Genomic DNA, 15,017 nt, shown 5'->3' on the forward strand with positions numbered 1-15,017 from the left:
TCTGCTGCCGTGCGTCATTCCGGGTGGGCGGTCGGCTCGGTCCGGAGGTGGACTCCGGCGGTCGCCTTGGCGACCCGCTCCGCCGCCTCCGCGGGTGTCGCGCCGAGGGCTATGGCGTAACCGACGCGGTCCCCGGAGGAGCGGAGCCGGGCGAGGTCCTGGCCGGGCACGCGGTCGAAGAACCAGCGCAGGATGCCCGGCACGGGGGTGACGGAGAGCGTGGTGAGCGTACCGGGTGCCGGGGGGACCAGGAACCCGATCGCCGCCGCCGCGGCGGCCGGGGCCGCCGTGAGCGCGGGCGCGGTGCCCAGCAGGGCGGCGGTCGCGCGCTCGTACTGGTCCCGGCCCGTGACGAGTTCGACCAGTTCCGGGATGCAGTCGCCGCCGACCCGGGTGTGCGTCTCGATCACGACCGGGCCGTGCACCGGGTCCAGCCGCAGCTCGGTGTGGCTGGCCCCGTACCGGATGCCCAGCCGGTCCAGGACGCACCGCGTGGCGTCCTCCAGCCGGGTGGCGTCGGTACCGGCCAGCGGGGCCGGCACGACGTGCCCGGTCTCCACGAACCCGGGGCTGCCCGTCGTCTGCTTCGCCGTGATCGCCAGGATGCCGTGCACCCCGTCCGCGCTCACCGCCTCCACACTGAACTCCGGTCCTCGGGCCGCGTGTTCGGCGATGTAGCGGGGGATCCCGGCGCCGCCCGGGGCGGTGGCGCCGGCCCGCCAGCGGTCGAGGTCGGCGTACGACTCCAGGGCGGTGACCCCGGCGCTGCCCGCGCCGTCGTTCGGCTTGACGATCCAGCGGACGCCGTCGGGTTCGGCGCGTACGGCGGCGGCGATCTCGTCCGGGGTGCCGGCGGCGTACGGCCAGGCGTACGGGGTGGCGGCGAGCAGGCTCCGCATGGCGGCCTTGTCACGCGCCCGCGCCGCCGCCTCGGGTGTCACCGAGGGCAGGCCGAGGTCCGTGGCGACCCGGGCGCAGACCTCCTGGGCGAACTCGGTGAAGGAGAGCACCAGGCGCGGCGGGCCCAGCTCGGTCGCCAACCGGTCCACGGCGGCCCGTACCGCGTCGTGCTCGGTGATCGGGCAGAAGACGACGCGTTCGGCGTGCGCCGCGACCTCGGGGGGCACACCCGTGCCGGGTGGGACCAGCACCACCGGCCGGTGGCCGTGCAGGGCGATCGCCCTGGCTCCCCCGGGGCTAGGTCCGAGCAGACACATCCACGTCATGGACATTCCCTTCCTGACCGCCGCGCGGTCTCTCCGACGAGACCCGGCCGCCCCGGGACAGGGCCAGGCCGGTGAGCAGGGCCAGCGCGGCGCCGCCCCAGTACGGCAGGGCCGCCGTGCCGGTCGGCGCGTCCTGTCCGGAGCGGTGGACGACCAGGAGCGTTCCCAGCCAGGCGCCGGCCGACTCGGCCGTCCCCCAGGCCACACCCGCCAGGGCGTACGCGGCCGTGGTGGACAGCTCCCCGCGGTGTTCGCCGACCCGGGTGTCGTACAGCGGGCTCCACACCAGCTCGGACAGGGTGAACAGGACCATCGCCGCGACGATCAGGCCGAGTCCGGCCGAGCGGCCGAGGGCGAACAGCACGACCGCGAGCCCGAGGACGGCGTTGGCCGCCAGGCAGAGCGGGCCGAAGCCGGCCCGCGGCCCGTCCAGCAGCCGGCGCGACAGGGCGGACACCGGGACCTGGAGGGCCACCACGAGCACGGCGTTCAGGGTGAACACCAGGCCGAGGTCCCGGGCGCCGACCGCGTCCCCCAGGTAGGCGGGCAGCACGTCGAAGACCTGCGCGTACGCCACCCAGGTGCCGCAGACCAGGACGGTGAAGGCGACGAACCGCCGGCCGGGCACCCGGCGCCCCCGGGTGGCACTGGCCGGCGCCGCCGCGCCGGTGCGGCCGGAGGCGCCCCACGCCCCGGGCAGCGCGGGTACGACGGCCAGCGCCACCAGGTCCAGCAGCGCGGCGGACAGGGGCAGCCGGTCGGCGTGCCACTCCAGCAGCTGCCCGCCGATCACCGGTCCCACGGCCGAGCCGGCGTTGACCGCCATGTTGAGGTAGCCGAAGCCGCGCAGCCGCTGGTCCGCCGGGAAGGCGGCGACCTGCGCCTTCATCGCCGTGGTCGCCATCGCCAGGCACAGGCCGACCAGCGCGGCGAGCACCAGCCAGCCGTATGTGGACAGGGTGAGGCCCAGCCCGAGCACGGCGAACACCGCGACCGCGCCCAGGTAGCCGGCGCCGACCGAGGTCTTGAGCCCCAGCCGGTGGATGAGCGGCACCAGCAGCGCCCCGCCCGCGCGGTTGGCCAGGATCGAGCCGCCCACCACGAGACCGGCGGCGGCGCCGGACAGCCCCCGGTCGTCCGTCAGCCACAGCCCGAGGTAGGGCAGGACCGCGAAGAAGCCCGCGCTGCTCGCCGCGCGGGCCACGACCAGCGCGGTGAGCTGACGGCGGGTCAGTGCCGGGCCGGCCTCCGGGTCCGCCCCGGGGTCCGCGTCCTCGCGCGGCGCGGCCTTCTCCTCGCTCACCACCGGCGCGTCTGCGAGAAGAAGTCGGGCAGCCGCACCAGCCGGTCCTCCTTGAGCGCCCTCTCGTACAGCCAGTGGCCGACGGCCAGGTCGAGGACGCCGAGCCCGAAGGGCGAGAACACGGTGGGCCGGCCGGCGTCGGGGGCCACCCGGCCGCGCAGCACCCCGGCCAGGGTCCCGGTCACGAAGTCGCGTGTGCCGGTGAGCTGTTCGGCCAGGTGCGGTGAGGTGTCGGCCTTCAGGCAGTGCTCGACGTCGTCGAGGACGTTGTCGGCGGCGAGCAGGGTCCGCGGCGCCAGGTCGCGCAGCGAGATGTTCAGCACCAGCTGGCCGGGGCGGAAGCGGTGGGCGGGCGGCACGTAAGGGGCCAGCGCGGTGGTGGCGAACAGCACGAGGTCGCAGTCGAGGGCGGCGGCCAGGTCCGTCTCCCGGGCGGTGGTCGCGTACCGGTCGCGGAGGTGGCCCGTCAGGGCGGCGGCGGACGCGGGGTCGAGGTCGTGGCAGCGGACCTCGGCGGGCTGGACGCCGGCCGCGTACAGGTACTGGCAGACCGTGCGGGCGATCACACCGCCGCCCACCACGCCGAGCGTGCCGGGCGGGGCCGCGGCGAGGGTGGTGGCGGCGAGGGCGGCCGAGGCGGCGGTGCGCACGGCGCTGATGCCGGCGGCCTCCAGCAGGGCGAGCGGGCGTCCGGTGTCGTAGTCGTTGAGGACCAGCACCGCCGAGGCGCGCGGCTCGCCCCGGGCCACGTTGGCGGGGAAGCTGCTGATCCACTTGACGCCGGCCGTGTTCACCTCGCCGCCGAGGTAGGCGGGCAACGCGATGATGCGGGAGTCCGGCTTCTCGGGGAAGCGCAGGAAGCAGCTGTCCGGGTTGACGCTGTCGCCCTCGTCGTGTGCCAGGTAGGCGGCGCGCACCCGGGTGATCACGTCCTGTTCCCGCCCGGCCAGCAACGCGTCGACGTCCTTGCCGGTGAGGACGGAGAAAACCGTCATCGATGTCCTTTCGTCATGCCGGTGTCGTGCCGCGCGGGCGTGGCGGCGGCGGTGGCCGCGCCGAAGCGCGCGGTGACCCAGTCGTCGTCGTACACGGAGTCCAGGTACCGGTCGCCCAGGTCGGGGGCGATGGCGAGGACGGTGCTGCCGGGGCGGATCGAGTCGCGCACGGCCCGGACCGCGGCCAGCACGGTGCCCGAGGAGCCGCCCAGCAGCACACCGTGGGAGCGGGCCAGCCGACGGCACATCAGCACCGTCTCCCGCTCCTCGACCAGCACCTTGGCGAAGGAGCCGTCGTCCTCGAAGATCTCCGGCCGTCTGCTGGCCCCGAGACCCGGGATCCAGCGTCGGCCGGGCGCCCCGCCGAAGGTGACCGAGCCGAGGGTGTCGACGGCCACGATCCGGGTCGCCGCCCGCGTCCGGCGCGCGTACTCGACCACCCCCATCAGGGTGCCGCCGGTGCCGGTGCCGATGAACAGCCAGTCGGGCTCGCCGAACCCCTCGAAGATCTCCACGGCGGTGCTGTCCAGGTGTGCCCCGGGGTTGGCCGGGTTGGTGTACTGGTTCAGCCACACGACCGAGGGGTCCCGCGCCAGCACCCGGTGGATCAGCTCGATCCGGCTCTGCAAGAAGCCCCCGCCCGGGTCCCGGGCGGTGACCACGACCACCTCGGCGCCCAGCGCCCGCATGCAGCGCACGCTGTGCTCGGTGGCGTTCGGGTCGGTGACGAGGGTGAGCCGGTGGCCCTTGGCGGCGCAGACCGAGGCCAGGGCGATGCCGAGGTTGCCGGAGGTCGACTCGATCAGCCGGGAGCCGGGTTTGAGCACGCCGTCCGTCTCGGCGTGCTCGACCATCGCGCGGGCCGTCTTGAGCTTGACGGAGCCCGCCGGGTTGAGTCCCTCGAGCTTCAGGTAGGTGGAGAAGTCCGGTGCGAAGCCGGGGAGTTCGAGGAAGGCGTGGCCCCAGCCCAGCTCGTGGGCCCACCGGGCCCTCACGGCCCCACCGCCTTCCGCACCTGCTCCGCCAGCAGGTCGGGCCGGGTCGCGTTGAGGTGGTGGCCGCCGTGCGCGACGGGGCTCAGCGTGAAGGCACCGGTGAAGCGAGCCCAGCGGTGGGCGTGCTGCGCGTGGTCGCGGGTCAGCGGGTCGTCGTCCGCGAGCAGCAGGGTGACCGGACCGTCCAGCACGGCCTGAGGTGGCAGCGCGGACAGCCGGGCCCAGGACCGCGCGGCGGCCGCCGTGTCCTGCCGGAAGTCCTCGGCGAGCCGGTGCCGCCGGTCCGCCGGGAGCGCGGTCACCGCGTCCGGACCGGCGTTCCGCGCCAGCCAGTCCAGCACCTCCTCGTCGGTGCGGCCCAGGTGCTCGCGCGGGTCGCCCGGGGCGTCGGCGCGCGGCACGGACGCCACCAGGAAGACGTGGTCGGGTGCGCGGCCGGCCGCGCGCAGCGCGAAGGCCGTGTCCAGGGCCGGTGCCGCGCCGGCCGAGTGGCCGAGCAGGACCAGGGGTCCCTCGGCGCGTCCGGCGAGCAGGGCCGCCAGCCCGGCGGGCCCGGTGCCGGCGTAGTCGGCGGCGAGGACACGGACCGGGGCGCCGGTCCGGTGCAGGGCCCGGGTGAGTTCGAGGTAACTGGCCGGGGTGCCGCCCGCGAAGGGGAAGCACACGACGGTGGCGGGCGGGCCGTCGGGCCCCGGTCCGGCGTTCACCGTCAGGCCGGTCAGGCCGGTCAGGTCGGTCAGGGGCTCCCCGGCGCGGTCCGGGGCCGTCGGGTGGGGGGCGCGGCGGGCCAGGGCGCGGGCGGTCGGGTGGGCGACGACGTCGCGCAGGGTGAGTCCGCCGGGCAGCCGGGCCGCCAGGCGCATCGCGGCCAGCGAGTGCCCGCCCAGGTCGAAGAAGCTGTCGGTGACGCCCACGCGGTCCACGGGCAGGCCGAGGACGTCCGCGAAGGCCGCCGTCATGCCGGCCTCGGCCTCGTTCTCCGGTGGCGGCGCGGCCGGGCGTACGGCCGTGTCGAGCGGCCGGCGGCCGAGGGCGGCGCGGTCCACCTTGCCGTTGCGGGTGACCGGGAAGGCGTCCAGCCGCTCGAACACGTCCGGCAGCAGGTACCGGGGCAGGAACCGGGCCAGCGCGGCGCGGAGCGCCTCCGGCCGGGGGTCGGCGGTGCCGGTGTACCAGGCCGCGAGCAGGTCCCGGCCGCCGTCGCGGCGCGGCAGGACCACGGCGTGGTCCACGCCCGGCACCCGGGCCAGCGCGCCCTCCACCTCGCCCGGTTCGACGCGGTGCCCGCGCACCTTGGTCTGGTGGTCGCGGCGCCCCGCGCAGTCCAGCACCCCGCCGGGCAGCCAGCGGCCGATGTCGCCGGTGCGGTAGAGCACCGCCGAGGTGTCGTCGAGGGTGTTCGGCACGAACGCCCGGGCGGTGCGTTCGGGGTCGTTCAGATAGCCGAGGCCCACGGCGGTGCCGGTGACCAGGATCTCGCCGTAGGTGCCGACGGGCACGTGCCGTCCGTCGGGGCCGACGACGTGGATGCCGGTGTTGGCGATCGGCCGGCCGACGGGCACCCGTTTCCCGGTGGCCGGTGCCGTGAGGATGTGGTGGGTGACGTCATCGGAGGTCTCGGTCGGCCCGTAGGCGTTGACCATCGGCACGTCGTACCGGTCGAACCAGCGGCGGCTCAGCGCGGGCGGGAAGGCCTCGCCGGTGACCAGGTTCCAGCGCAGCGCGGTCAGTTCGCGGGGCCGCAGGTCCAACTCGCCGAGCAGGGCGTCCAGGAACGATGGCACCACCTCCAGCACGCTGACCGCGTCGTCCTGGAGCGCCTGCGCGAAGGCGGGCAGGTCGGTGACCACGTCGGCGCCGTAGATCACGGTGCGCCCGCCCACCAGCCACGCCGCGAGCAGTTGCCAGACGGAGATGTCGAAGCACTGGGTGGCCACCTGCGCGACCACGTCGTCCCCGGTCAGGCGCAGCGCGTCGGTCTTGGCGAGGAGGTGGTTGAGCATGCCCCGGTGGTGGACGAGCGCCCCCTTGGGCTCGCCGGTGGAGCCGGAGGTGAAGATCAGGTAGGCGGGGTCGGCGGGAGCCGGGGCGGGCCCGGGGACAGCCGGGCGGGCGGGAGCCGGGTCATCGTCCCCGTCCGCCGGCTCCGCGTAGTCCAGCACCGCCGGTCCGGTCCCGTCCGCCGCGGCGAGGGCGCGCTCCAGGGTGTCCCGGTGCCCGGCGGTGGTCAGCACGTGCCGGCACGCGGACCGGGTCAGCATGGCGCGCAGCCGCTCGGCGGGGTCGCCGGGGTCCTGCGGCAGGTACACGGCGCCGAGCCGCAGCACGGCGAGGACGGTGACGGCCCAGGGGATGCCGCGGTCCATCGGCACGGCGACCACGTCGCCCGGTCGTACCCCGGCCGCCGCCAGCCGGGCCGCCAGCCGGGCGGACCGGTCGTCCAGCTCCCGGTAGTCCAGGGTGTGGGTGCCGTGCTGGACGGCGGTCGTCCGCGGCCGGGCGGCCACCTGGGCCGCGAACAGCCCGAGCAGACCGCCCGGGGGCAGCTCGCGCGCCGGGCCGGCGAAGTCCGCCAGCAGCGCGCGTTCCGGGCCGCCGAGCAGGCTGACGTCCCGGACCCCGGCGTCGGGGTCGGTGACCAGCAGTTCCAGGGCGCGCCGGTAGTAGCCGGCGATCCGCTGGATCTGCTCGGGCGGGAACTCGCCGGGGTGGTGGTGCAGGGACAGCGCCACGGTGCCCGTGAAGGCGTCCTGCCAGAACTCCGCGCGGAAGGGGAACTCGGTCTCGCTGGCCACCCGGCCGCGCTCCAGCCGCAGTCCGTGCTCGCGGCGCAGCTCGTCCAGGACGTGGAAGTGCGTGAAGTTGAAGACGGCCTCGAAGAGCGGTTCCCGGGTGGAGCGGTGCCGTTTCATCTCGCTCATCGGGTACCGCCGGTGCGGCAGCAGCGCGGTCTCCGCTCGGTAGGCGGCGCGCACCAGGTCCGCCCAGCTGCCGTCGCCGACGCGGACGCGGAACGGGACGGTGTTGAGGAACAGGCCGGTGACGCGGTCCCCGTCGGCGGTCTCGGGCCGGCCGCTGTGCTCGTATCCGGTGAGGACGTCGTCCGTGCCGGTGACCAGGGCCAGCACGGCCAGGTGGGCGGCCATCAGCACGGATTTCACGGGGACGTTCAGCTGCCCGGCCACCCGGGTCACGCCGGCGGGGACGCCGTCCGGCAGCGGGACGTCGTGCTGGGCGACGCCGTCGGTGCCGGCCGCGCCGGGCAGGCGGGGCAGCCGGCCGCCCTCGTGGCCGTCGAGGAGGTCGTCCCAGAAGGCCCGGCTCGCCGCGGATGCGGCCGCTTCGCGCTCCAGCCGTACGAAGTCCTGGTAGCCGGTGCCGAGCGGGGTGAGGCTCGGGGCGCGGCCGGCGCGCAGCGCCAGGTAGGCGGCGAACAGGTCGTGGTGCACGACGCTGACGCTCCAGCCGTCCAGCGCCGCCGCGTGGTAACTGAGGCTGTACTGGTACCCCTGCTCGCCCAGCAGGTGCAGGGCGACGCGGACCAGGCCGCCCGTCTCCGGCCGGAAGCCGCGGGCGAGTTCACGGGCGTAGTGGTCGTCCAGGGCGCGTTCCCGTGCCGCCTCGTCCAGGTGGGACAGGTCGGTGACCTCGACCGGGTCGGGGGTGTCACCGTGCACGATCTGCACGGGTTGGCTGTAGCCGGAGACGTGGAGCGAGGTGCGGAGCATGGGGTGGCGGGCGGCCACCAGGGCGGCGGCGGCGCGGAACGCCTCCGGGTCCGGCGGCTCGGGGACGCGGAAGCTGACGATGTCGTGGTAGAGCCCCGGGCGGTGCCCGGTCAGTTCGACCTCGTACAGCAGACCGGTCTGGAGGGCGGAGAGGGGGTAGGCGTCCTGCGCGTCGGGGGGCAGGCGCGGTACGTCGGCGGGGGCGAGCAGGGCGAGCGGGCGGGTGGCGCCGGGGTCCTGACCCTCCCGCCGGACGCGGGGTTCCAGCGCGGCGAGCGTGGGATGGGCGAACAGGTCCTGGAAGGAGAAGTCGAGCCCGGCGCGGCGGGCTTCGGCGAGCACCCGCACCATCATGATCGAGTCGCCGCCGAGGGCGAAGAAGTTGTCGTCGAGTCCGATGTCCCGGACGCCCAGCACCCGGGCCCAGATGTCCGCGAGCCGGACGGCCGTCTCGCCGGCGGGTGCGCGCCGCCGTGTGCGGGGGGCGGCGGGCCGGGGCGGCGGGAGGGCCGCCGTGTCCCGCTTGCCGTTGTGGGTGGTGGGGATCGCGGGCACGGTGACGACGGTGCCCGGGACCATGTACGGGGGCAGTTCGGTCGCCAGCCGGTCGCGCAGCGCCTCCTCGTCGTAGCCGTCGCCGGGGACGACGTAGGCGCACAGCCGGCGGTGGCCCGCGGGGTCGGCGACCGCGACGACGGCGCAGGCGGTGACGCCGGGTGTGCCCTCGGCGACGTGCTCGATCTCGGCGGGTTCGACGCGGTAGCCGCGGATCTTGATCTGGGTGTCGAGCCGGCCCAGGTACTCCAGCGTGCCGTCCGGCAGCCAGCGGGCCAGGTCTCCGGTCCGGTAGATCCGGCCGCCGGGGAGTTCCGGGTCCTCGGTGAAACGCTCGGCGGTCAGTTCGGGCGAGCCGAGGTAGCCGCGGGCCAGGCCGGCGCCGCCGACGCACAGCTCGCCCGGGGTGCCGATGGGGGCGGTGGTGCCGGCGCGGGTCCGCACCCGCAGCAGCAGGTTGTCGATGGGGCGGCCCAGCGGGACGGGCCGGCGCGGGTCGGTGTCCGCGCAGGGGAAGTGCGTCACGTCGACCGCGGCCTCCGTGGGGCCGTAGAGGTTGACGAGCGAGGTGCCGTACGGCTCGGTGAGCAGTTCCGCGAAGCGCAGGGCGTGCGGGGTGCCCAGCGCCTCGCCGCTGGCGAACACCCGGCGCAGCGTGGCCAGTGCGGCGCTGTCCTCCGCGACGTAGTGGAGGAACGCCTGGAGCATGGACGGCACGAAGTGCGTGGTGGTGACCCGGTGTTCGGCGATACGGGCGACCAGGGCCGCCGGGTCCCGCTCCCGGCCCGGCGGCAGGGTGCACACGGAGGCCCCGGCCAGTGCCCACCAGAAGATCTCCCACACGGAGACGTCGAAGGTGAACGGCGTCTTGTGCAGGACGACGTCGTCCTCGGTCAGCGGGTACGCGCGCTGCATCCACACCAGCCGGTTGACGACGGCGCGGTGCTCCAGCATCACACCCTTGGGGCGTCCGGTGGAGCCCGAGGTGTAGATGACGTAGCAGAGGTCGTCCGGGCCGGCGCCGTCCGCGGGGGCCGGCGCGTCGCCGTCGAGGGCGCCGGGCGCGGTGGCGTCCACGAAGGTGCCGGTGAACGGCAGTGCCGCGCGGGCCGCCGGGTCGCCGACCACGACCTGTGCCGCGCTGTCTTCCATTAGGTGGGCCACGCGGTTGGCGGGGAGCGTCGGGTCGATGGGCAGGTAGGCCCCGCCGGCCTTGAGCACGGCGTAGACCGCGGTGAGCGCGAGCGGGCCGCGGGGCAGGCAGACGCCGACGATCGTGCCCGGCCGCACCCCGGCCTCCCGCAGCCGGTGGGCGAGCCGGTCGGTCCGCCGGTCGAGTTCGGCGTAGGTGGTGCCGTCGTCGCGGATCGCGATCCGCTCGGGGGTCCGGGCCGCCTGGCCGGTGAGGAAGCCGTGCAGGGTCGCGTCGGCGGGCAGGTCCGCCGCGGTGGCGTTGAAGCGGTCGATCGCCTCGCGTTCGGCGGGGTCGGCGTCGAGGAGGGGGCCGAAGGGGGCGTCCGGCTCCCGGGTGGTGGCGGTCAGCAGCCGGACGTAGGCGCCGGCCAGCCGGACGGCGGTGGCCCGGGTGAACAGGTCGGTCCGGTAGCGCAGGACGAGCCGCGGCCGTGCCGCGCGCAGCCGTACGTCCCACTGGAGGACGCACCCGGCGCGGTCGGCCTCCGCGGCGGGCAGTTCGCCGTCGGCGCCGGCCGCGAGGTCGGTGGGGAAGCGGCCCTCGGTCCGCAGCAGGTGCCCCACCGGGATGTCGAGGTGCCCGGTCGCCTCCTGGTAGGCCGCGCGCGCGGCGCCGAGCAGGGTGCGCAGCGTGCCGTCGCGGGTGACGGTCAGGCCCAGCGGGAAGGCGGTCGCCCGTCCGGTGCCGGGGTCCGTGTGGCCGGTGACGACCTGGACCCGTGTGGTGTCGGTGGCCCGGGCCGCCAGCAGCGCGAGGACGGCGCCGGTCAGCACGTGGGCCAGGGCGGACCGGTCCCGGGTCAGCTCCCGGCAGCGGGCCGCGCGGTCGGCGGGCAGTGGGACGACGACCCGGTTGTGGGCCGGGTCCGGGGTGTGGGTGAGGAAGTCGCGCGGCAGCAGCGTCGGCTGTTCCCAGGCGGCGAGGCGGGACCGCCAGTACTCGGCCTGCTCCGGGTGGGTCTGCAAGGCCCGGCTGAGCTGGAACGGGGTGGTCATGGTGTCCTTCGTCTGCGTCGTGGGCACGGCGGTCAGAGGTCGAAGTCGGGCAGTCGCGCGGCCGGTGTCGCGGTGTACGCCCGGCGCACCGGGGCCGTGGGATCGGTGAGCAGGTCGTCCAGGGCCGTCCGGTACTCGCCGAGGAGCAGGGCGGCGGACGCGTGGTCGTAGAGGTCGGTGGCGTACTCCAGGTCCAGCCGGAGTCCGTCGGGCCCCGGGTACGCCTGGAGGTTGAGGTCGAACCGGGTGGTGCCCGGGTTCAGCAGCCGGGTGCGCGCGATCAGGCCGGCGCCGCGCAGGACGTGGAAGTCGATGTCCTGGAGGGCGAACAGCACGTCGAACAGCGGGTTGCGGCCGGGGTCGGGCGGCATTCCGAGCCGTCGTGCCAGTCGCGGGTACGGCGGTCCCTGGTGAGACAGGGCCCCGATGGCGAGCCGGTCCGCCTGGGCCACCAGCGCGTCCAGCGTGGTGTCCTCGGTGAGCCGCACCCGCAGACAGGCCGTGTTGACGAACATGCCCACGACGTCGGCGAATTCGGGGCGGGTCCGGCCGCTGGTGGGGGTTCCCACGACGAAGTCGGTGCGTCCGGAGAGCCGGGCCAGCGCGGCGGCCCAGGCGGCGAACAGCACGCCGAACGGTGTGGTGCGGTGGCGTCGGGCGGCCGTCCGGACCGCGGCGTGGCGGCCGGCGTCCAGCACGGCGCTCGTCACGGCGCCCCGGGCGGCCCGGTGGGCCCCGCGGGGGCGGTCGACGGGCAGCACGGGTTCGGTCGGCACGTCCGACAATTGGCGCAGCCAGTAGTCCTCGTGGTCGGCGTCGGCGCCCCGGTCCGCGCGTTCGCGGGCCCAGCGGGCCGCCGTGCGGTAGCCGGCGGCCCGCTCGGGCGGCTCCTCGCCGCCGTACGCGGCCAGGAGCCGCGTCAGGAGCAGTCGCAGCGAGACGCCGTCGAAGACGATGTGGTGGGTGTCGAGGTACAGCTCGTGCCGGTCCTCGGCTCCGGTGCGTACGAGCAGGGCGCGCAGCAGCGGGGAGCCGTCGGGCCGGTCGGGCGCGAAGGGGCGTACGAACCCGGTGACGGCGGCTTCGTCGGGCGCGTCCAGGAAGGTGAACTCCGGTGCGCCGGGTGCCGCCGGTTCCTGCCGTACGCCGGTGCCGTCGACGGTGAACCGCATCCGCAGTGCCTCTTCGTGGGCGACGACCGAGGTGAGCGCGTCCCTGAGCCGCCCGGCATCGAGCGGCCCGGTGAGTTCCACCGCGACGGGGACGTTGTAGGCGAGGGAGTCGGGTTCCGCCTGCCAGACGGCGAACAGGCCCTGCTGGGCGGGGTGGAGGGGGGCCGGGCCGGGGGCCGGGCCGGGGAGGTCGTCCGCGGGGGCGGGGGCGGCCGTCGCCACGGCGCGTGCCATCGCGTCGAGGGTGGGCGCGGCGAACGCCTCGGCGTAGCCGAGCCGCACGGACGCGTCGCGCTGGAGCCGGCCCAGGAGCACGCCGAGCCGCAGCGAATCGCCGCCCAGCAGGAAGAAGTCGGCGTCGGGTCCGAGGTCCGCGGCGTCCAGTTCCAGGACGTCCGCCCAGAGCCGGGCCAGCTCCTGTTCACCGTCGGTCGGTTCGCGCCGCCGTGCCCGTGGGGCGGGTTCGTCCGGCGGTACGGGCAGGGCGTGCCGGTCGACCTTGCCGTTCGCGCTCAGCGGCAGCCGGTCCAGCCGGACGAACCGGTCGGGGCAGAGGTAGCCGGGCAGCCGCTCGCGCAGCCGGCGGCGGATCACCGCGGCCTCCTCGTCGGGTGCGACCACGTACGCGGTCAGGGAGCGTTCCCCGCCGGGCTCCCCCATGACGCGGGTGTACGCGTCGGTCACGCCGGGCAGGGCCAGCAGCGCGGCGTTGACCTCGGCCGGTTCCACCAGGTGCCCGCGGATCTTGACCTGGTCGTCCCGCCGGCCGTGGAAGTGCAGCAGCCCGTCCCCGTCGGCGTGGACCAGGTCGCCGGTGCGGTAGTGGCGCACGCCGTCCAGGGTGACGAACGCGCGCTCGGTCAGGGCGGGATCGGCCAGGTAGCCGCGGGCGAGCCCGGCGCCGGCGACGTACAGCTCGCCGACGGTGCCGGCGGGCACCGGGCGGCCCCGCTCGTCGCAGATCCGGACGGTGGTGCCGGGCAGGGGCCGGCCGATCGGCAGCGGGCCCCGGACGCCGTCGGGTACCGGGAAGGTGGTGGTGAAGGTGGTGTTCTCGGTGGGGCCGTAGCCGTTGACGACGGTGAGGTCCGGGCAGGCCGCGCGCACGCGGGCCACGTGTCCGGGGGAGACGACGTCCCCGCCGGTCACCAGGGTGGTGAGGGAGCCGAAGGCGGCCGGGTGCTCCCGCGCGACACGGTGGAAGAGCGGGGCGGTGACCCAGGCCAGGGTGATGCCGCCGTCCCGCAGCGCCTGTCCGAGGCGCCAGGGCACGACGGCCGTCTCGTGGTCGACGACGTGTAGCGAGGCGCCGTTCAGCAGGGCGCCCCAGATCTCGAAGGTCGCCGCGTCGAAGGCGAGCGACGCGGCCTGGAGCACGCGCTGCCGCGGTGAGAAGTCGAGGTAGTCGGTGTGCGTGACCAGCCGGAGCACACCGCGGTGTTCGACCATCACGCCCTTGGGCCGTCCGGTGCTGCCGGAGGTGAACATGACGTAGGCGAGCGGTGAGCGCCCGGCGGGGGCGGGCGGCGACGCGCCGTCGGGCTCCGGGGCGCCGTCGCCGGCGGCGAGGCGGGACAGCTCCCCCAGGCCGTGGGTGGTGGCCGGCCCGGGGGCCGTGAACCGCTCGCGGACCCGGTCGGGGCAGACCACCAGGCGCAGCCGCGCCGCTTCGGTGATCCGGGCGAGGCGGTCCGCGGGGTGGGCCGGGTCGAGGGGCACGTAGGCCCCGCCGGCGAGGACGACGGCGAGCAGCGCCACGATGGAGTCGGCGGACCTGTCGAAGGCCAGGCCGACCGGGGTCTCGCGGGTCACGCCCAGCCGGCGCAGTCCGGCCGCGGCCGTCGCCGCGCGCCGGTGGAGCTGACGGTAGGTCAGGACCGTGTCCCCGGCGACGACCGCCGGGGACACGGGACGGGCGCGGACCTGTGCGCGGAAACGGTCCTCGATCAATCCGTCCCAGGACGGAGGGTGACTCATGGCGTTCTCCAGGTGCGGCCGGACAACGGGCGGATCGGATGTCGACGTGGGATTCGCGGTTTCGGGAACGGCCGGGCGCACGAAGTGCGGGCATCGGGAGCCGAACCGCGGATATCGCGGCGGAACACCCGGATGTCGCGGCTGATCCCGGTTATCCGGGCGGGAAAGTCCGGGTGATCACCGGTGGCGACATCGTCCCGGTATTTCGCTGTGGGGGGCGTGACGCTCCTGGCCTGCACAGCGAACAGAAAGGTTCCACAAATGCCGCTCCCCCGTGCGGATTGACGGTCCCGGGCGAGTGCGCTTACGGACCGACTCGGCCAGTGGCACATACGCGGGCTGCCGCATCACTTATACCTATACCCCCTAGGGGAAGCAAGGTGTTCGGCCAGGGAGACGGAGGCTGTCCGTGCCGTTGTGAACCCTCGGATTACCGCTCGATTACCTGATCCCCGGTTGTGTCCCTGGCACAGGTGAGAGCGGCTTCGGTGCCTCTTTTCTCCCCAAGTGACCCCCTCCCCCGGCACTGTTCCGCCCTACGGAATAGCGATCTTCCCCGTTGACAACGGCTACCCCCGTAGGGTTTCCTCGGCACGGTCGCAACAGAGCACAGTCGGCGCCGGGTCGAGTACCGGGCAGAGCAACTGACGTTCGGTTGGAGATGGGGGACGGCAACGATGGAGACATCGATGATGCAGATACCGATCGCGTCCACAGATTGCCGCGTGTGACGGCGTAGCCGCGCTATCGACCGCACGGCCGCTGAACTCACCCATCCGTTTTTCCAGCGCCGGCTGACCCTTTTCCGGCTGTGGCCGCCGAGCCGTGTCCGCATGCCCTCGGCGTGCCGGGCGCGGCGGCTTCCGCCTTTCGAAT

General features: G+C 75.2%; 6 protein-coding genes. All 6 read right to left on the reverse strand.

The genetic code is table 11. The features are described 5' to 3' along the window. Positions 1 to 14: 14 nt before the first annotated feature. From IF37_RS0112885 to IF37_RS0112910, 6 genes are read right to left on the reverse strand one after another with little or no spacing between them, the layout of a single operon-like run. The gene (locus IF37_RS0112885; protein WP_158727334.1) at positions 15 to 1,226 is read right to left on the reverse strand and encodes an ATP-grasp domain-containing protein; all 1,212 of its coding nucleotides are present in this window, start codon (positions 1,224 to 1,226) and stop codon (positions 15 to 17) included. Next, positions 1,198 to 2,529 (reverse strand): MFS transporter, encoded by a 1,332-nt coding sequence (locus IF37_RS0112890; protein WP_158727335.1) that lies wholly within the window; start codon positions 2,527 to 2,529, stop codon positions 1,198 to 1,200. Before IF37_RS0112890 ends, IF37_RS0112885 begins: the two co-directional genes overlap by 29 nt. Then, positions 2,526 to 3,524, reverse strand: coding sequence for a 2,3-diaminopropionate biosynthesis protein SbnB (gene sbnB, locus IF37_RS0112895; protein WP_030740913.1), 999 nt, complete (start codon positions 3,522 to 3,524; stop codon positions 2,526 to 2,528). The genes IF37_RS0112890 and sbnB overlap by 4 nt, the downstream gene beginning before the upstream one ends. Continuing rightward, positions 3,521 to 4,519, reverse strand: a complete 999-nt coding sequence (gene sbnA, locus IF37_RS0112900; RefSeq protein ID WP_030740916.1) for a 2,3-diaminopropionate biosynthesis protein SbnA — start codon at positions 4,517 to 4,519, stop codon at positions 3,521 to 3,523. Before sbnA ends, sbnB begins: the two co-directional genes overlap by 4 nt. Next, positions 4,516 to 10,992: a non-ribosomal peptide synthetase gene (locus IF37_RS0112905; protein WP_052845151.1), complete on the reverse strand. Its 6,477-nt coding sequence runs from the start codon at positions 10,990 to 10,992 to the stop codon at positions 4,516 to 4,518. Before IF37_RS0112905 ends, sbnA begins: the two co-directional genes overlap by 4 nt. A 32-nt stretch (positions 10,993 to 11,024) precedes the next feature. Beyond that, on the reverse strand, positions 11,025 to 14,141 hold the full coding sequence (locus IF37_RS0112910) for a non-ribosomal peptide synthetase (RefSeq protein ID WP_079165710.1): 3,117 nt from the start codon (positions 14,139 to 14,141) through the stop codon (positions 11,025 to 11,027). Positions 14,142 to 15,017: the final 876 nt, after the last annotated feature.

The sequence above is a fragment of the Streptomyces sp. NRRL S-31 genome, from assembly GCF_000718775.1.
GTDB lineage: Bacteria > Actinomycetota > Actinomycetes > Streptomycetales > Streptomycetaceae > Streptomyces.

What these genes read in the sequence shown, in the direction of transcription:
- IF37_RS0112905 (WP_052845151.1), bottom strand. Translation starts at nt 10,992, where the DNA reads ATGACCACCCCGTTCCAGCTCAGCCGGGCCTTGCAGACCCACCCGGAG.
- IF37_RS0112885 (WP_158727334.1), bottom strand. Translation starts at nt 1,226, where the DNA reads ATGACGTGGATGTGTCTGCTCGGACCTAGCCCCGGGGGAGCCAGGGCG.
- IF37_RS0112910 (WP_079165710.1), bottom strand. Translation starts at nt 14,141, where the DNA reads ATGAGTCACCCTCCGTCCTGGGACGGATTGATCGAGGACCGTTTCCGC.
- sbnB (WP_030740913.1), bottom strand. Translation starts at nt 3,524, where the DNA reads ATGACGGTTTTCTCCGTCCTCACCGGCAAGGACGTCGACGCGTTGCTG.